Annotated in this window: 18 protein-coding genes; 2 read left to right on the top strand and 16 right to left on the bottom strand. The window is 76.5% G+C overall.

The genetic code is table 11. The annotated features are described in order from the left end of the window. Positions 1 to 2 precede the first annotated feature (2 nt). From FHS88_RS04505 to FHS88_RS04560, 12 genes are all read right to left on the bottom strand, one after another. A complete protein-coding gene (locus FHS88_RS04505; protein ID WP_221244329.1) occupies positions 3 to 935 on the bottom strand; it encodes an SH3 domain-containing protein in 933 nt (310 codons plus the stop codon). 44 nt (positions 936 to 979) lie between these two features. After that, complete coding sequence (locus tag FHS88_RS04510; protein WP_184481744.1) at positions 980 to 1354, bottom strand: DsrE family protein; 375 nt, start codon at positions 1352 to 1354, stop codon at positions 980 to 982. Positions 1355 to 1366: 12 nt separating this feature from the next. Next, positions 1367 to 1795 (bottom strand): hydroxymyristoyl-ACP dehydratase, encoded by a 429-nt coding sequence (locus tag FHS88_RS04515; protein WP_184481747.1) that lies wholly within the window; start codon positions 1793 to 1795, stop codon positions 1367 to 1369. After that, positions 1792 to 2619, bottom strand: a complete 828-nt coding sequence (locus FHS88_RS04520; protein WP_184481749.1) for a beta-ketoacyl synthase chain length factor — start codon at positions 2617 to 2619, stop codon at positions 1792 to 1794. The genes FHS88_RS04515 and FHS88_RS04520 overlap by 4 nt, the downstream gene beginning before the upstream one ends. Next, positions 2616 to 3800 (bottom strand): beta-ketoacyl-ACP synthase, encoded by a 1185-nt coding sequence (locus tag FHS88_RS04525; RefSeq protein ID WP_184481751.1) that lies wholly within the window; start codon positions 3798 to 3800, stop codon positions 2616 to 2618. Before FHS88_RS04525 ends, FHS88_RS04520 begins: the two co-directional genes overlap by 4 nt. Before the next feature lie 5 nt (positions 3801 to 3805). Continuing rightward, a complete protein-coding gene (locus tag FHS88_RS04530; RefSeq protein ID WP_184481753.1) occupies positions 3806 to 6097 on the bottom strand; it encodes an MMPL family transporter in 2292 nt (763 codons plus the stop codon). Beyond that, positions 6094 to 6657: a LolA-related protein gene (locus tag FHS88_RS04535; RefSeq protein ID WP_184481755.1), complete on the bottom strand. Its 564-nt coding sequence runs from the start codon at positions 6655 to 6657 to the stop codon at positions 6094 to 6096. The genes FHS88_RS04530 and FHS88_RS04535 overlap by 4 nt, the downstream gene beginning before the upstream one ends. Beyond that, positions 6654 to 7556 carry an LpxL/LpxP family acyltransferase gene (locus FHS88_RS04540; protein WP_184481757.1) on the bottom strand — a complete coding sequence of 301 codons (903 nt, stop codon included), beginning with the start codon at positions 7554 to 7556 and terminating at the stop codon, positions 6654 to 6656. The genes FHS88_RS04535 and FHS88_RS04540 overlap by 4 nt, the downstream gene beginning before the upstream one ends. Then, positions 7553 to 7891 (bottom strand): hypothetical protein, encoded by a 339-nt coding sequence (locus tag FHS88_RS04545; protein WP_211842740.1) that lies wholly within the window; start codon positions 7889 to 7891, stop codon positions 7553 to 7555. Before FHS88_RS04545 ends, FHS88_RS04540 begins: the two co-directional genes overlap by 4 nt. Before the next feature lie 110 nt (positions 7892 to 8001). After that, positions 8002 to 9315, bottom strand: a complete 1314-nt coding sequence (locus FHS88_RS04550; protein WP_184481759.1) for an AMP-binding protein — start codon at positions 9313 to 9315, stop codon at positions 8002 to 8004. Further along, the gene (locus FHS88_RS04555) at positions 9305 to 9904 is read right to left on the bottom strand and encodes a COG4648 family protein (RefSeq protein ID WP_184481761.1); all 600 of its coding nucleotides are present in this window, start codon (positions 9902 to 9904) and stop codon (positions 9305 to 9307) included. Before FHS88_RS04555 ends, FHS88_RS04550 begins: the two co-directional genes overlap by 11 nt. A gap of 5 nt (positions 9905 to 9909) precedes the next feature. Then, positions 9910 to 10176 (bottom strand): phosphopantetheine-binding protein, encoded by a 267-nt coding sequence (locus FHS88_RS04560; RefSeq protein ID WP_184481762.1) that lies wholly within the window; start codon positions 10174 to 10176, stop codon positions 9910 to 9912. A gap of 161 nt (positions 10177 to 10337) precedes the next feature. On the opposite strand from FHS88_RS04560, the gene FHS88_RS04565 reads away from it, so the two are divergent. After that, positions 10338 to 11183, top strand: coding sequence for a DUF3473 domain-containing protein (locus FHS88_RS04565; RefSeq protein WP_184481764.1), 846 nt, complete (start codon positions 10338 to 10340; stop codon positions 11181 to 11183). A 119-nt stretch (positions 11184 to 11302) separates the two neighbouring features. Here FHS88_RS04565 and FHS88_RS04570 read toward each other — a convergent pair whose 3' ends face one another. Beyond that, positions 11303 to 11668, bottom strand: a complete 366-nt coding sequence (locus FHS88_RS04570) for a hypothetical protein (protein WP_184481766.1) — start codon at positions 11666 to 11668, stop codon at positions 11303 to 11305. A gap of 88 nt (positions 11669 to 11756) precedes the next feature. On the opposite strand from FHS88_RS04570, the gene FHS88_RS04575 reads away from it, so the two are divergent. After that, entirely contained in the window at positions 11757 to 11936 is a 180-nt protein-coding gene (locus FHS88_RS04575) for a hypothetical protein (protein WP_184481768.1), read from the top strand. 20 nt (positions 11937 to 11956) lie between these two features. Here the strand turns inward: FHS88_RS04575 and arsJ are convergent, their stop codons facing one another. From arsJ to FHS88_RS04590, 3 genes are read right to left on the bottom strand one after another with little or no spacing between them, the layout of a single operon-like run. Next, complete coding sequence (gene arsJ, locus FHS88_RS04580; protein ID WP_338146407.1) at positions 11957 to 13192, bottom strand: organoarsenical effux MFS transporter ArsJ; 1236 nt, start codon at positions 13190 to 13192, stop codon at positions 11957 to 11959. Then, positions 13189 to 14232: an ArsJ-associated glyceraldehyde-3-phosphate dehydrogenase gene (locus tag FHS88_RS04585; RefSeq protein ID WP_184481770.1), complete on the bottom strand. Its 1044-nt coding sequence runs from the start codon at positions 14230 to 14232 to the stop codon at positions 13189 to 13191. Before FHS88_RS04585 ends, arsJ begins: the two co-directional genes overlap by 4 nt. Continuing rightward, positions 14229 to 15083, bottom strand: a complete 855-nt coding sequence (locus FHS88_RS04590; protein ID WP_184481772.1) for a metalloregulator ArsR/SmtB family transcription factor — start codon at positions 15081 to 15083, stop codon at positions 14229 to 14231. Before FHS88_RS04590 ends, FHS88_RS04585 begins: the two co-directional genes overlap by 4 nt. Positions 15084 to 15373 lie beyond the last annotated feature (290 nt).

A 15373-nucleotide genomic window follows, 5' to 3' on the forward strand; every position in this document is an offset into this window, starting at 1 on the left:
CGCTAGCGCACCTCCTCCTCCGCGCCCACGCCCCACACCTCGGCGCGGCGGATGAAGCCGCGATGCTCGCCCACCTGCGCCTCGCACCACGCGCTGCGGGCCTCGCATTGCCGCAGGCGCAGCACGACGCCGGGGCGCAGCCGGGCGACGGGCGCGGCCTCCGGCTCGGGGCGGCGGCGCAGTATGGCCTCGCTGCCCGGCGCGCCGCGCACGATCACGCTGCGCCGGCCCATCAGCGTGGACTGATGCACCCAGCCCTCCGTCCCCTCGGGGTCGCGGATGCGGCGCCAGAGTTCGAACTCCCGGATGATCTCCACCGGCAGGTCGCGCCGCTGGTAGGTCCATTCGATCGGGAAGCGCGTGCCCGGGCCGCTGCGCAGGTTCACCGAATCCGAGCGCAGGGCGGCGAAGCGCGGCAGCGGCAGGTTGGTCACGGAGCCGACCGTGGGCTGGGGCTCCGGCGGCGGGGTGGCGGGCGCGGCAGGTTCGGGCGGACGGGCCGGGGCGGCGGCGGCGCCCGCGGCCGCGCCTGCCGCCGCGGCACCGGCCGCCGCGCCGGCGGCGCGGCCCTGGGTGCCGGCCTGGCCGCGCGGCGGGCGCTGGGCGGTGGCGCCGCCGGGGCGGGCATCGGGCCGGTTCGGCGGGCGCACCACGGGCGCGGCCTGCGGGGCGGGCTGGGCGCGCGGCGCGGCCGGGCGCTGGGCGGCCTGGGGCCGGGCCGGGGCGGCGGGGCGCGCGGCGGGTGCGGGGCTCGGCTGCGGCGTCGTGGCCGCGGGCGGCGTGGCCGGGCGGGGGGTCGCGGCCGGCGCGGGGCTGCCGCCCGGCCGTTGCGGCGGCGGCAGGCTGCCCGCGCCGCCGAGCGAGGATTGCCCGGCCGCCGGCAGGGTGCCAGCGATCGCCAGCGCAACGACAGCGATGCGGAGGAGGACCGTCATGCCCCTCTCTGTCCACCCCGGCCCGTTGCCGGGTCAAGCGCGCGCTACAGGGTGACGACCTGCCCCTCGCCGACCGCTTCGAGGAAGGTGGCGATGCCGGCCACCTCCACCCCGCCGAGGAGCGGCAGGGTGTCCAGCGCTTCGGCCTTCAGCCCCGCCTCGCAGGCGATCAGGCGCACGCCGAGTTCGGCGCAGGCGGCGCGCAGCGTGGCGATGCCGGCGACGCCGCGCGCCGCGAGCGCCGCCTCGCGCGGGTCCTCGATCAGCGGGCAGGGCTCGGCGAGCAGCAGGCAGCCGCGATTGGTGGCGAAAAGCGTCACCTCCCGCCCCAGCGCCGCGGCGCCGGCGGCGACCACGAGCGCGTAATGCCCGCGCGCATGCCCGCCGGATTCGAGCAGCACGCCGAGCCGCCTCGCCATCGCGCCCGCCCCTCAGGCCAAGAGGATGGTCGCGCGGCCGGCGAGCAGCCTGCGCGCCCCCTCGGCCACCTCGAAGCCGTAGATGAAGCCGCGGCTCTCGCGCGCGAGGGCGGTGGCGGTGACGAGCAGCGGCGCCTCCGCGGTGTCGAGCCGCTCCGCGGCCAGCGTCACGCCCGACAGCGCGACGAGGAAGCCCGGCCCCTGCGGCGCCCCGGCGGTCAGCGCGCCATGCAGCGCCATGGCCTGCGCGGCGTATTCCACCCCCGCGAGCGCCGGCAGCGCGCCCTCGCGCCGGAGCGGATTGGCGGCGTCGCGATGACTGCGCGCTTCGCAGCGGATCGCCCCTTCATCGCAGGACAGCACGGCGTCGAGCAGGCACATCGCGCCCTGGTGCGGGATGAGCCGCGCGATCGCCGCGCGCGTGGCGGGCAGCGCGGTCATGGCGCGACGGCGATGTCGAGCGCGGCATCCTCGAGCAGCGCGAGGCGCAACCGCGCCGGCCGCCGGGCCGCGAGCGCGGCGAGCAGCGGCAGCGACCGCGCCGCCGGGTTGCCCGCGCGCAGCGCCGCGAGGGGGGGCGGCAGCGGCGGCTCCTCCGCCACGGCTTCGGGCGCGAAGCGCAGGTCCAGGCTGCCATGCGGGCCGGGCCGGGGCGTCAGCACGAGTGCCACCGCGAAGGCGCCCTGCATCGGCCGCAGCGCATCGAGCGGCTCGGGCATCGGCACGTCATGCGCGACGCAGAGCACCGGCCGGCCGCGCGCCGCGACCTGCGCCCCGGCCTGCATCAGCCCGGTGGCGAAGGCGAAGTCATGCCCGCCGAGGCTCGCCGAGGGCCGCGCCGAGCCGACCGCGATGCCCCAGTATCCGGCGGCGGCATTGTGCACCGAGTTGTGGAACTGGGTCGGCGATATCGCGCCATCCGGCGCATGCAGCGCATCGAGGATGGAGACGATGACCTGCGGCTCGCCGTTCGAACTGGCGAAGATCGTGTCGAGCTCCTCGGGCGGCAGGCCGCTCGCGGCGACGGCCTCGGCGGCGACGGCCAGCGCCAGGCGGACCGAGGGGCCGGTGCGGCGGCGCTCGGTCGCGGGCAGCAGGGCGGGCGGCGGCGGCGTGAAGGGCGCGGCCTCGAACGGCGCCTCGCCGGCGAGCACGGGCATGGCGGCTTGCCAGCCCGCCAGCCCCGGCCCGAGCACGCCGATGCCCGCGATGCCGAGGCTGCACGCCCCGCCGCCGCCCCCCGCGATGCCGCCCGGCGCGCTCACGGCAGCCGCCCGATCACCAGCGCGCAGTTGCTGCCGCCGAAGCCGAAGGAGTTGGACAGCACCCGCGCGACCGGCGCGGCGATGTTCGCCACCGCGATGCGCGAGGCGAAGGACGGGTCCGGCCGGTCGAGGCCGAGGCAGCCGGGCACCAGCCCCTCCTCGACGCAGATCGCGCTGATCGCCGCCTCCAGCGCGCCCGAGGCGCCGAGCGTGTGGCCCGTCCAGCCCTTGGTGGAGGAACAGGGCACGGCATCGCCGAAGACGCGCGCGATGGCGCGGTCCTCCATCGCGTCGTTCGCGCGCGTGCCGGTGCCGTGCATGTTGACGTAGCCGATGGCCGCGGGCGCGAGTCCCGCGCTGGCAAGCGCCTCCTGCATCGCCGTCACGGCGCCATGCCCGTCCGGATGCGGGGAGGACATGTGGTGCCCGTCCGAGGACGCGCCGCCGCCGAGCAGCGCGAGCGCCCCGCCATCCCCGGGCCCCGCGCGTTCGAGCAGCGCGAAGGCCGCAGCCTCCCCGATGCTGATGCCGTCGCGGTCCTCGGCGCAGGGGCGGGTCGGGCCGCGCGCGAGCAGTTCGAGCGAGCCGAAGCCGTGCAGGGTGAGGCGGCAGAGCGTGTCCGCCCCGCCCACAACCGCGGCATCGGCGAGGCCGGCCGCGATCAGCGTGGCGGCATCGAGGAAGGAGCGCGCGCCCGAAGTGCAGGCGGTGGAGACCGAGACGCAGGGACCGGCGAGGCCGAGCCGCGCGCGCACGTAGCGCGGCAGGGCGTGCAGGTCGTGGGTGCGGGCGAAGTCGTAGGGCGCGAGCGCGCCCGCCGCGTCGCGGCGCGACCAGCGGCGCTCGGTCTCCTCGATGCCGGAGGTCGAGGTGCCGAGCACCACCGCGATGCGCTGCGCGCCATGCCGCCGGGCGGCGGCGGCGACCGCCTCCATGAAGCCGTCCTGGCGCAGCGCGAGTTCCGCAAGGCGGGTGTTGCGGCAGGCGAAGGCGGCGAGCGGGGCGGGCGGCTCCACCGCCTCGGCCTCGCGCACGCGGCCGATCCAGATGCCCGGCGGCATGTCCGGCAGGTCGCAGGGCGCAAGCCCGCTGCGGCGCGCGGCGAGGGCGGAGCGCGTCGCGGCGAGCCCGGCGCCCATGGCGCTGGTGGCGGTGTAGGCGGTGATGCGCAGCGGGAACATGCGCCTCATGCGCGCCCGCGCCGCGGCGGCGCCAGCGCGCAGGCGAGCAGGAAGGCCGCGGCGACGCCGAGGCTCACGGTCAGCCCCATCGCGTGCAGCACGGGTGTGCGGCAGAGCGCGAGCAGGCCGAAGGTGAGCAGCGTCGTGACCATGCAGGTGACGACCGCGCCCAGGGCGCGTGCGTCCTCGGCGGCATCCTCCTGCGTCATGCGCGACATGAACAGCGCATAATCCATGCCCACGCCCGCCAGCAAGAGCGCGGCGGTGAGGTGGAACACGCTCACCCTCTCGCCGAGCAGGTGCAGCGCGGCGAAGGCGAGCAGCAGCGCGCCGCCCGGCACAAGGGCGAGGCGCAGCCCGGCACGGCCGCGCCCGGCGAGCAGCAGCGCGAGCACCAGCCCCGCCCCGAGCCCGCCCCAGCGCAGGGCCGTCGCGATGCCCGCATCGAGGATCCTCTCGGTCTCGGCCTTGATGTCCACGACCAGCAGGCCCGGCGCGGCGGCGGCGCGCAGCGCGGCGGGATCCTGCGCGCCCTCGGGCAGCAGCAGGGCGCGCCAGCCGCCGTTCTCGGGCCGCAGCAGCGTGGCGAGGCGGGCGGCAAGCAGCGGCGCCCCCTCCAGCGCATCGGGCGTGAGCGGACCGGCCGCGCGGGCCGCCGCCACATCCTCGAGGAACGGCGCGAAGGCGCCGGGGCGGAAGGGCAGGCCGGCGCGCGCGGCCTCGAGCCGGGCGGCGAGGGTGGCGGCATCCGGCAGCGTATCGAGGCGTGCGCGCTGGGTGGCCGCACTCGGCAGCCAGCGCGCCGGGTGGTCGAACGCGGCGGCGGCGCCGGCGGCCGTGAGCGCGGCGGCGGCGCGTTCGGCGGCGACCAGCGCGCCTTCGGCATCCGGCGCCCGCACCGAGAGCACGAGGCGCACATCCGGCGCGCCGGCCTGCGCCCGCAGCCTGCCGTCGAGCTCGCGCAGCGCCTCCGGCACCGGGCTCAGCGCCGCGATGTCGCGTTCGAGCCGCGGCGCGCCGGCGAGCAGCAGCGCCGCCGCCACGCCGCCGAGCAGCCAGGGCACGAGCCGCCGCCGCGCGGCGAGCGCCGCGACCGCGTCCATCGCCCCGCGCGGCAGCGGGCGCAGGGCGGGCGGTTCGGCCGGCAGCAGGGCCGGCAGCAGCAGCCGCGCGGCGAGGGCGGCGGCAAGCAGCCCCGCCCCGGCGAAGAGGCCGAGCTGCGCGAGGCCCGGGAAGCCCGAGGCCAGCATCGGCGTCAGCCCCGCCACCGAGGTCGCGACCGCGAGGCGCAGCGTCGGCCAGACCCGCCGCGCGGCCTCACCCACGCTCTCGCCCGGCGCGCGGTGCGCGACCACCACGACGGGGTAGTCGGCCGCGACGCCGAGCATCGTCATGCCGAAGCCGAAGGCTGCGCCATGGACATGGCCGAAGGCCGCCTGCACCGCGAGCAGCCCGGCGAGCGCGCCGAGCAGCACCGGCAGCGCGACGGCACCGAGCAGCATCAGCGAGCGGTAGCGCCACAGCAGGAACGCGGCGACCAGGCTCGCGGAGAGGATCGAGACCAGGCGCACATCGGCGCGGATCGCCTCGGCCGCCGCGGCGGCGAAGACGCCGGGGCCCGAGAGCAGAAGCCGCGCCTCCCCGGAAGGCGCGGCGGCGGCGAAGGCGGCGCGGGCGGCCTCGGCGGCGCGGGCCTGGGCCTCTGGGTCCATGCCGCCGGCGCGGGTTTCCATCAGCAGCAGGGCGCGCGGGCCCTCGGCCATCCAGACGCCGTCATGAAGGGCGATCCGGTGCTCCTGCGCCCAGCCGCGCAGCAGGGCAGGGAAGGCGCCGGTCGGGTCGGCGAAGGCGAAGCGCCGGACCAGCGGCTCGGCGGAGGAGCGCAACCCGTCCAGCACGGCCTCGAGCGCGGCGCGCAGCGCGGGCTCGGTGAAGGCCTCGGGCGTGGTGGCGGGCGAGAGGGCGTAGCGCCGGGCAAACAGCAGCGCGGCCTCGGCATCGGTGGGCTGCGGCGGGCCGTTGGCGACCACCGCGAACAGGCCTGATTCGCGCAGCCGCTCGGCCATGGCGCGGGAGAGGCGGGCGAGTTCGGCCTCCGGCGCGCCCTCGATGCCGGCGAGCAGCAGGCGCGTCCCGGCACCCTCGCGCAGTTCGCGCAGCAGGAAGGCGGCTTCCTCGCCCTGCGCGGCAGGCAGGAAGTCGGCGATGTCGGCGCGCAGCGGGACATGGCGCAGCGCCAGCGCGAAGGCCGCCGCGGCCAGCAGCAGCGCGAGCAGGAGCGGCGCGTGGCGCCTCATGGCAGCGGCGTGGCGGCGAGGCGCGAGCGCCCGTCGCGGCCCTGCGTTTCGACCACCAGCAGCCGCCCGTGCTCGCCCTCGAGCACGATGCGCTGCACGGCGGCGAGCACGCGCGCCGAACGCGGCACGAGGGTGATGCGCCAGCGCGCCGGGCTGCCGGCGGCGGCGACCTCGTGATGGGCGGCAAGCGTCGCGGCGTCACCGGCCAGGGTGGCGCGGATCGCCTCGACCAGCGGGCGGATCTCGGGTGCGGCGTCGAGTGCCGTCTCCTGCCGCGTGCCGCGGTCGGGGCGTTCGAGCAGCAGGCGGTCGCCCTCGACCAGCAGGCGTTCCTGGAAGGGCTCGGTGGTGCGCTTCTCGAGCCGGTCGGGGGCGCGCCAGGCGAGCAGACCGCGCGCGACGAGCGGACTTTCGAGCTCGGGCAGTTCCTTCTCCTCGACGAAGGCGGCGCGGCTCTCGCGCGTCGCGGCCAGCGCCGCCATCACCTGCGCGAGAAGCGCCTGCGCGCGCGCGGGTGCTGCGGGCAGCAGCGCGGCGGCGAGCAGGGCGCGGCGCCTCACGCCTCCTCCGCCCAGACGTCGTGGAAGTTGAACCAGTTGTAGGGATGGGCGCGGCAGATCTCGCCGAGCCGCTCGGCATAGAGGGCGAGCCAGCGGGCGATCGCCTCCTCGCGCGCACCGCGCGGCAGGTCGAGGGCGGGGGCGAAGGGCTCGAAGCGCAGCGTGTAGCGGCGCGGCCCGGTGCGCAGCGCGAAACCGAGCACTACCGGCGCGCGGAGGATGGCCGCGAGCGTCATCGGCCCGGCCGGCAGCGGCGCGGGCGCGCCCAGGAAGGGCACCGGCACCATGCGGTCGGCGCGCGTCGCGCGGTCGGCGAGCAGGCCGACGATGCCGCCGCGCGCGATCACCTCGCGCGCCTCCAGCATGGAATCGGGGCGGCCGAGCGGGATCACCGAGCCGGCGCGGGCCGGGTCGAGGCTGTCGAACAGCGCATCCGCCGCGCCGCCGCCGGGATGCATCAGCATGCGGATCTCGACCGGCGCGCCCGCGCCGCCGATCGCGCGCAGCGCATCGAAGGATCCCATATGCGCGCCGAGCAGCACGAGGCCCTCCCCGCGCGCGGCGGCCTCGCGCAGCATCGCCGTGCCATCGATCTCCAGCCGGTAGGCGGCGGTGCGGCCGGTGAGCAGGAAGACCCGGTCGAGCATGCAGGAGGCGAAGCAGAACCACAGGCGCCAGAGGTCGCGCCAGCCCGCCTCGCGCCCCAGCGCGCGCGCGAGGTAGCGGCGCATCGCCCGGCGCTGCGAGGCCGGCGCGGTGGCGAGGAAGAACAGCGTGACCGGATGCAGCAGCGCATTGGCCACCGGCCAGCCGAGGCCGAGGGCGATGCGCGTCATCAGCCGCAGCGCCGCGCCGCTGCCGCGCTCCGGCGTGCGGGCCCAGGCGGCGGTGCCGCTCACGGGGCGAACAGCGCCTCGCCCGAGGCGACCGGCCTGCCCGCCGATGCGAGCGCGAAGCCGACCCGGCCGGGGCCGAGCAGGGTCAGCGTCGCCCGGACCTCCTGGCCCGGCAGCACGGGGGCGGCGAATTTCGCGCGCGGCAGGCCGGCGAGCGGGCCGAGGCCGAAGGCGGCGCGCGCCGCCGCCGCCACGCGGTCGAGCAGCACCACGCCCGGCACCACGGGCCGGCCAGGGAAATGGCCGGGCAGCGCGGGGTGGTCGGCGGGGATGGCGAAATCCGTCTCGTGGCGCATGGCGCGGTTGAACCCGTCGCCGGTGCCGGAGGCAAGGGGCATGGCGGCCGCCCGCGCCCCGGCGCGCCGGCGAAGGCCGGCAGCGGGAAGCGGGGGCGGATGCGCGCAGGTCGCCGGGGACCGGGCACGCCGCGCCGTCCCGCCGGGGACGCTCACCGCTTCCAGGCGAGGGCGGCGATGGCGGCGCGGCTGATCTTGCCCACCGCGTCGCGCGGCAGCGCGTCGAGCATCACGACGGGGCGCGGCAGGAAGGCGGGCTCCACCCGCTCGCGCAGGGCGGCGAGGACGGCCTTCGCGTCCATCCCCGGCGCGACCACGGCGGCGGCGAGGCGGGCGCGCGGGTTGCGATCGAGGTCGGGCGGGGCGAGGAACACCCCGTCCTCCACCCCCTCGATGGCCGTCAGGATGCGGGTGAGGCCGGCGATGGAGGCGCGCTTGCCCGCGAGCTTGACCATGTCCGTCAGCCGCCCCGCGAGGCGGAACCGCCCCTGCCCGCACCATTCCAGGCGGTCGGCGAGCGGGACCGGGGCAGGCAGGCCGGGGACGGTGACGCTCGCCCCCTCCTCGCCGATCGTGAAGGCGACGCCGGGATAGGGCTCCCAGCCCTCCTCCCGGGTCGTGTGGCGGGAGGCGATGGAGCCGGCCTCGGTGGCGCCATAGATCTCGCGCACCGGCGCGCCCCAGGCGGCCTCGGCCTCGGCGGCGAGGGCGGCATCCAGCGGGGCGGTGGCGGAAATGACGCCGATCAGCGGCGGCAGGGCGATGCCGGTGCCGAGCAGGGCGCGCATCTGCAGCGGCGTGGTGACGAGCAGGCGCGGCGCCGGCACGGCGGCGAGCGCGGCCTCTATGTCCGAGGGGTAGAAGACCGGCCCGGCATGGCCCGCGCCCCCGCCGTGCAGCGGCAGCATCAGCGTCGTCTCGAAGCCGTACATGTGCTGGGCGGGGATGGTGCCGACGATGCTCGTCCCCGGGGCCACGGCGAAGCGGGCGGCGGCCGCCCGGGCGCCGGCCACCAGCGCGCCCCAGGGCTTGGCATGGGGCTGCGGCTCGCCGGTGCTGCCGGAGGTGAAGCCGATGGCGGCGATGCGCGCGGCGGGAATGGCGGGGTTCGGCGCCTCGGGGCCGGCCTCGGCCGCCGGGGCGATGACGGGCAGGGGCAGCGAGGCCGGCGTGTCGGACAGCGCGCAGCGCGCGCCGTGGCGCGCGGCGATCTCGGCAAGGCGCTGCGGCGTGCGGTCGGCCGAGAGCAGCGTGACCTGCCCGCGCATCAGCGCCGCGGCGAAGCCGAGCAGCGCGAGGTAGCGGTCGGCGCAGACATTCAGCACCGGCCCCTCCGCCGGAAGCCGCGCGGCGAGGCCGGCCGCCTCGGCGAGGAAGCGGGCGGTGGTCACCGGCTCGGCGCCGCGGCGGAACAGGACCTCACCTGGCGCGCGCGCGGTCAGCGGGAAGGCCGGTTCAGCGGGCATCGGCCAGGACATCCACGCGCCAGATGGCGCGCAGCGTGCGCCAGGGATGCGTCGGCAGGTCGGGGAAGAGGCGCAGCCGCAGCGCGTGCTCGGCGAGGAACAGCACCGCCGAGACCACGATCGAGGCCGCCGCCGCCCGTGCCGGCGATGGCCCGAACCCGGCCATGGCCGCCGCGCCCACCAGCGCGAAGCCGAGGAAGGCGAGCGTCCAGAACAGGGTGAGCGCGCGGGTATAGGCGGCGAGGCGCGGGCCGGGCTCGCCGAGATCGGCGCGGGTGTAGCGGGTGATCAGCGCCTCCTGCCCCGGCGCCAGGGTGCGCCCGAAATGCCAGGCGAAGCCGAGATGGCCGAGAACGGGCAGCGCCGCGAGCAGGGCCGCGGTGCCGAGCGTCAGCGCCGCCGCCAGAAGCGCCGCCGCGGTGGCGCCGGCGGCAAGGCACACGCCGGCCATCCGCTGGGACGGCGCGAGCACCGCACCCGCCGCACCGGCCGCCGCCACCGCCGCGGCAAGGTCGGCCCCCATGGCATGGGCCGCGACGAACAGTCCCGAGAGCGGCAGCGAGACGGCGAGCCGCGGCGCCAGGCGCATGGCGCTCAGGCCGTCCGGTGGGTCTCGATATGCGCGGCGAGTGCGCGCAGGGAGGCGAAGATGCGGTGGTTGCGCTCGTCGTCGGAGCGGAGTTGGAAGCCGTAGCGCTTGGAGACGGCGAGCGCGATCTCGAGCGCGTCGATCGAATCGAGGCCGAGTCCATCGCCGAACAGCGGCGCCTCCGGGTCGATGTCCTCCGGGGCCGTCTCGAGGTGCAGCGCCTCGACGATCAGCCGGGCGACCTCCTGTTCCAAGGAGAGGGTCGTCGTCACTCGCGGTCTCCCGTCGCGCCTCGCATTCCACGCCCCGGGAGCCGGCCGTCGCGGCCCCGGCATGGCCTTGACGGATCCTTGGGGGCTGGCGACTTCACGATGGCATGCCAGCCGCTCCCGGAACTCTTACCTATCAACGCGAAAGCGCCCGAACAAGGGCGATGGCGCGGGCCGAGCGCGCCTTCGCCGCCCTGCCCGCCCGCTTCACCTTCACCGTGGACGTGGAGGGCCATGGCGGCGCCGCCGCGGGCCCGCAGACCCGCCGGCTGATGGACCTGCTGGAGGAGGCGGGCTCGACCGGGACCTTCTTCGTGCTCGATGCCGTCGCCCGGGAGGAGCCGGCGCTGGTGCGCGAGATCCACCGGCGCGGGCACGAGGTGGCCTCGCACGGCCACGCGCACCGCAAGCTCGCGGCCGAGACGCCCGCCTCCTTCCACGCCGGGATGGCGGCGGCGCGCGACCGGCTGGCGGCGCTGACGGGCGCGGCGCCGCTTGGCTACCGCGCGCCGTTCTTCTCCCTGACCCCGGCCGCCGGCTGGGTGCCGGAGGCGCTGGCCGCGCTCGGCTTCGCATATTCCTCCTCGGTGTTGCCGGCGCGCAACCCGATGGCGGGCTGGCCGGGCGCGCCGGATGCGCCCTTCCGCTGGCCCTCGGGGCTGGTCGAGGTGCCGGTCCCGGTCGGGCGCGTCGGGCCGCTGACGCTGCCCTTCCTGGGCGGGATGTATCTGCGCTGGCTGCCGCCCTGGCGGCTCAGGAGCCTCGCGACCGACTGGGCGCGCCGCGCCGGCGAGGGGGCGCTGTGGTCCTATTGCCACCCCTACGACCTCGACGAGGCGGAGCGGCTGACCCTGCGCCGCGATGTCGGGCCGCTGGCGAGCCTGATGCTGTGGATGAACCGGAGCGGCACGCTGCCGCGGCTGCAGGGGCTGATGCGCGGGCGCCGGTCGGAGAGTTTCGCGGCGCGGCTGCCGGCGATCGCTGCCGCGGCGGCGGCGTGGGAGCCCTGACGCGGCCGGGTTCGGGCCTGCCGCCGCACGGGGCGGAGGCGGGATGGCGCCGGGCGACGGCACCGCCTTCCGCAGCGCCATGGCGTCGCGTGGAAGGGCCGGGCCCGCGCCGCCCGGCATCAGGGCCGGCGGCAAAGCCTCGCCTCGGCGGCGGCCAGGCCCTCGGCGGTGCCGCCGCCGCTGATCACGATGTCGCGCGGGCCGTCCTGGCGCAGGCGGTCGGCGACGCAGAGGCAGAAGGCGGCGACGCGCCGCAGCGGCCAGTCGGGGTTCTCGCCGAGGGACTCGCGCAGGCCGGTGGTGCAGCGCCAGCGGAACAGCGCGTCGCCGAAGGGTGTCGCGAGCGGGGATTGCGCGCCCTGCGGCGCGGCGATGGCAGGCGGCGCCGCGGTGGCGCCGGTGCGCGCGGGCGCCTCGCGGAACAGGGCGAGGGACGCGGCAGCGAGCGCGCCGAGGCCGATCAGCAGGACGAGAAGGCGCAGCACGCGGCGCAGCATGGACCCGCCCCGCGCCGGCAGCCAGGGGCGCCCATCGCGGTTCCCTTCCGGGGCCGGATGGGTCTAGCGTCCGGCCATGAGCCGCATCCTGATCGCCCTCGGCCTCGTGCTGGGCCTGGCCGTTCCGCCGGTCGCGCCCGGGGGCGGCGCGGCGCAGGCGCAGACCCAGCCGCCCGGGCCGCCGCCGGGCTCGCCCGGGCCGACGCCGCGCCCGCCGCGCTCCTGCACGCCGCCGCCCGCCCCGCCGACCTCCTGACGCGGCCTCAGCCGGGCGCCTCAGCCGGGCGTCGCCGCCAGGGCCTGCGCGCGCACGCTCGGCAGGGCGAGGGTGATCGCCCAGCACAGCACCAGCATCGCCGCCGCGCCGAGGAGGCAGGCCAGGAGCCCCGCCCAGGCGTAGAGCAGCCCCGAGAGCGCCGTGCCCGCGAAGCGCCCGGCCGCATTGGCGGCGTAGTAGAAGCCCACATCCTCCGCCGCCTTCTCGCTGCCCGCATAGGCGAGCACGAGGTAGGAATGGACCGAGGAGTTCACCGCGAAGAGGAAGCCGAACACGCAGAGCCCCGCCGGCACGAAGAGGTCCGCGCGCGGCACGCCGGAGAGCATCATCGCGGCAAGCACGGCCGGCACGGCGGCAAGGGCGAGCGACCAGGCGCGCGCGGCGGGAACCTCGGCCGAGAGCCCGTCCGCGCTGCGCGCGACGAAGGCCGGTGCCGCCGCCTGCACCACGCCATAGCCGATGGTCCAGAGGGCGAGGAAGCCGCCGACCATGGTGAAGCTCCAGCCCGCGGCGTAGAGGAACACCGGCAGGCCCACCACGAACCACACGTCGCGCGCGCCGAAGAGGAACACGCGCGCGCCGGCGAGCAGGTTGATGCCGCGCGACTTGCCGAGGAACTCGCGCGCCGAGCGCGAGGCGCGGGCCTTGCCCATCATCGGCGGCAGCGAGGCCACGACGCCCGCGAGCACGAGGGCGAGCGCGGCGGCCATGGCCCAGAGCGCGCCGCGGAAGCCGAGCAGTTCCAGGAGCACGCCGCCCAGGAAGAAGCCCGCGCCCTTCATCGCGTTCTTGCTGCCGGTGAAAAAGGCGACCCAGCGGAACAGCCGGCCGGAGGCTTCCCCGGCGGTCAGCTTGATGGCGGATTTCGAGGCGGTCTTGGTGAGATCCTTCGCCACCCCGCAAACGCCCTGCGCCGCCACCACCCAGGCGACGGAGAGGGCCGCCGCCCAGCCCGGCGAGACCGCCGAGAGCATCAGGAAGCCCGCGATCTGCGTGGTGAGCCCGACCGCGAGCATCCGCGCGATGCCGAAGCGCGTGGCGAGCCAGCCGCCGATCAGGTTCGCCCCCACGCCCGCCGCCTCGTAGAGCAGGAACAGCAGCGCGAGTGTGAAGGGCGAATATCCCAGGCGGAAGAAATGCAGCAGCACGAGCATCCGCAACGCGCCATCGGTGAGCGTGAAGCCCCAATAGGCGAGGGTGACGATGGCGTAGTTGCGCGTGCCCGCGGCGCTCACAGCCCGACGCGCTCCATGTGGCAGGCGAGATCCACCATGCGGCAGGCATAGCCCATCTCGTTGTCGTACCACGCATAGACCTTCAGCAGCGTGCCGTCGGTGACCATGGTGCTGGGCGCGTCCACGATGGAACTGCGCGTGTCGCGCGCGTAGTCCGCCGAGACGAGCGGACGCTCCTCGTAGCCCAGGATGCCGGCGAGCGGGCCTTCGGCAGCGGCGCGGAACAGCGCGTTGACCTCCGCCGCCGTGGTCTCCCGCCGCAGCTCGAACACGCAGTCGGTGAGCGAAGCGTTGAGCACCGGCGCGCGCACCGCATGGCCGTTCAGCTTGCCCTTGAGCTCCGGGTAGATCAGCGCGATGGCGGTGGCGCTGCCCGTGGTGGTGGGCTGCAGCGACAGCATGGCCGAGCGCGCGCGCCGCAGGTCCTTGTGCGGCGCGTCCACGACCACGTTGGTGTTCGTCGGGTCGTGGATGGTGGTGATCTGGCCGTGGCGGATGCCGATCGCCTCATGCACCACCTTCACCACCGGCGCGAGGCAGTTGGTGGTGCAGGAGGCCGCGGTGACGATCTTGTGGCGGGCGGAGTCGTAGAGATGCTCGTTCACGCCGACCACGACGTTCAGAACGCCGTCGAACTTCACGGGTGCGGCGACGATCACGCGCTTCGCGCCGCGGTCGAGATGGCCCTGCAGCGTCTCGGGGCTGAGGAACTTGCCCGTGCATTCCAGCACGACATCCACGCCGAGATCGCCCCAGGGAATGTCGGCAGGCTTCGCGTGCTCGGAGAAGCCGAGGCGGGCATCGCCGATGCGGATCGCGGCCTGGTCCTCGGCCGCGATGGGCGCGCGCCAGCGGCCCTGTACGCTGTCGAATTCCAGCAGATGCGCGGTCGCGGCCGCGCCGCCCTTGACCTCGTTCAGATGCACGATCTCGAGGCGGTTGCCCGCCCGCGGGTCGTCCTGCGGGCGTTCGGCCGCGCCCATCGCGGCGCGCAGCGCGAGCCGCCCGATGCGTCCCATGCCGTTGATGCCGACCCTCATGCCCGGGCCCCCGCGAGCGGCTGGGCGAGCTCGTCCATGCGCGCCTTCAGCGCCATGCGGTCGAGCGTGCCGAAGGGCAGGCTGACGAAGATGGACAGGCGCCGGTGCAGCGCGGCGTAGAGCTCGTTGAGCAGGGTGGCGCGCTCGGTGGCGCTGCCGGTGAACTTCGCGGGGTCGGGCAGCGGCCAGGCGGCGGTGACATGCGTGCCGGCGAAATCCGGGCAGGCCTGCATGTTGAGCGTGTCGCAGAGGGCGATGACGAAATCCATCGCCGGGGCCTGCTCGCCCGTGAACTCGGTCCAGGATTTCGAGCGCAGCGGCGCGGTGTCGTGGCCCATGGCGCGGAGCTGGGCGAGCACCTCGGGCAGCGGGCCTTCCGGCGCCGGCTCCGAGCCGGCCGAGAAGGCGCGGAAGCGGCCGCGGCCGATATCGTTGAGGATGGCCTCGGCCATGATCGAGCGGGCCGAGTTCCGCGTGCAGAGGAACAGCACGTTGAAGGCGGGGGGCATGGGGCGGGTCTCCGCGAAGGGGTCGAGAAGGCGGGCGAGGTCGCCGCAGCGGGCGGGATCGCCGCCGCAGCAGGCATCGGCGAGGAAGGCGAAAAGGCCGCGCAGCGCGGCCACCTGCGCCGCATAGACGAGGCTGCGGCCCTGGCGCGTGGCGGCAATCAGCCCCGCCTGTTCCAGCGCCCGCAGATGGAAGGAGAGGGTGGAGGGCGCGACCCTGAGCCGCGCGGCGAGATCGCCGGCCGGCATGCCGTTCGGCCCGGCGGCGAGCAGGGCGCGCAGCAGGGCGAGGCGCGTCGGCTGGCCGAGGGCGGCGAAGGCGGTGGCGGCAGGATCAAGATCCATGATTCCAGAATAGTAGAAATGACGTGTCGCCGGTGCGAAGCTTTCGTGACAGCCTGGGCGGATCCCGGTCGGTCGCCGAGGGCGCGGGACGGCGGCCTCCTTGGGGCGCCGCATGCGGGACGGTCCCGGGCGCGATGCATCGCACCAGAAGCCGGGCAGCATCGCCGCGCACCGAGCGCGCCCGCCGCGCGCCCCAGGCAGGCCCTGCACGCTCTGGCCGGCGGCAAACGAGGCGGAGGAACGCCGCCGCCCGCTTCCCTCCGCCGGCGCATGCGCGGCCATGACCGCCG

The sequence above is a fragment of the Neoroseomonas alkaliterrae genome (assembly GCF_014199195.1).
Classification (GTDB): domain Bacteria; phylum Pseudomonadota; class Alphaproteobacteria; order Acetobacterales; family Acetobacteraceae; genus Neoroseomonas; species Neoroseomonas alkaliterrae.

What these genes read in the sequence shown, in the direction of transcription:
- FHS88_RS04505 (WP_221244329.1), bottom strand. Translation starts at nt 935, where the DNA reads ATGACGGTCCTCCTCCGCATCGCTGTCGTTGCGCTGGCGATCGCTGGC.
- FHS88_RS04555 (WP_184481761.1), bottom strand. Translation starts at nt 9,904, where the DNA reads ATGCGCCTGGCGCCGCGGCTCGCCGTCTCGCTGCCGCTCTCGGGACTG.
- FHS88_RS04565 (WP_184481764.1), top strand. Translation starts at nt 10,338, where the DNA reads ATGGCGCGGGCCGAGCGCGCCTTCGCCGCCCTGCCCGCCCGCTTCACC.
- FHS88_RS04550 (WP_184481759.1), bottom strand. Translation starts at nt 9,315, where the DNA reads ATGCCCGCTGAACCGGCCTTCCCGCTGACCGCGCGCGCGCCAGGTGAG.
- FHS88_RS04525 (WP_184481751.1), bottom strand. Translation starts at nt 3,800, where the DNA reads ATGTTCCCGCTGCGCATCACCGCCTACACCGCCACCAGCGCCATGGGC.
- FHS88_RS04530 (WP_184481753.1), bottom strand. Translation starts at nt 6,097, where the DNA reads ATGAGGCGCCACGCGCCGCTCCTGCTCGCGCTGCTGCTGGCCGCGGCG.
- FHS88_RS04515 (WP_184481747.1), bottom strand. Translation starts at nt 1,795, where the DNA reads ATGACCGCGCTGCCCGCCACGCGCGCGGCGATCGCGCGGCTCATCCCG.
- FHS88_RS04575 (WP_184481768.1), top strand. Translation starts at nt 11,757, where the DNA reads ATGAGCCGCATCCTGATCGCCCTCGGCCTCGTGCTGGGCCTGGCCGTT.
- FHS88_RS04585 (WP_184481770.1), bottom strand. Translation starts at nt 14,232, where the DNA reads ATGAGGGTCGGCATCAACGGCATGGGACGCATCGGGCGGCTCGCGCTG.
- FHS88_RS04510 (WP_184481744.1), bottom strand. Translation starts at nt 1,354, where the DNA reads ATGGCGAGGCGGCTCGGCGTGCTGCTCGAATCCGGCGGGCATGCGCGC.
- FHS88_RS04590 (WP_184481772.1), bottom strand. Translation starts at nt 15,083, where the DNA reads ATGGATCTTGATCCTGCCGCCACCGCCTTCGCCGCCCTCGGCCAGCCG.
- FHS88_RS04545 (WP_211842740.1), bottom strand. Translation starts at nt 7,891, where the DNA reads ATGCCCCTTGCCTCCGGCACCGGCGACGGGTTCAACCGCGCCATGCGC.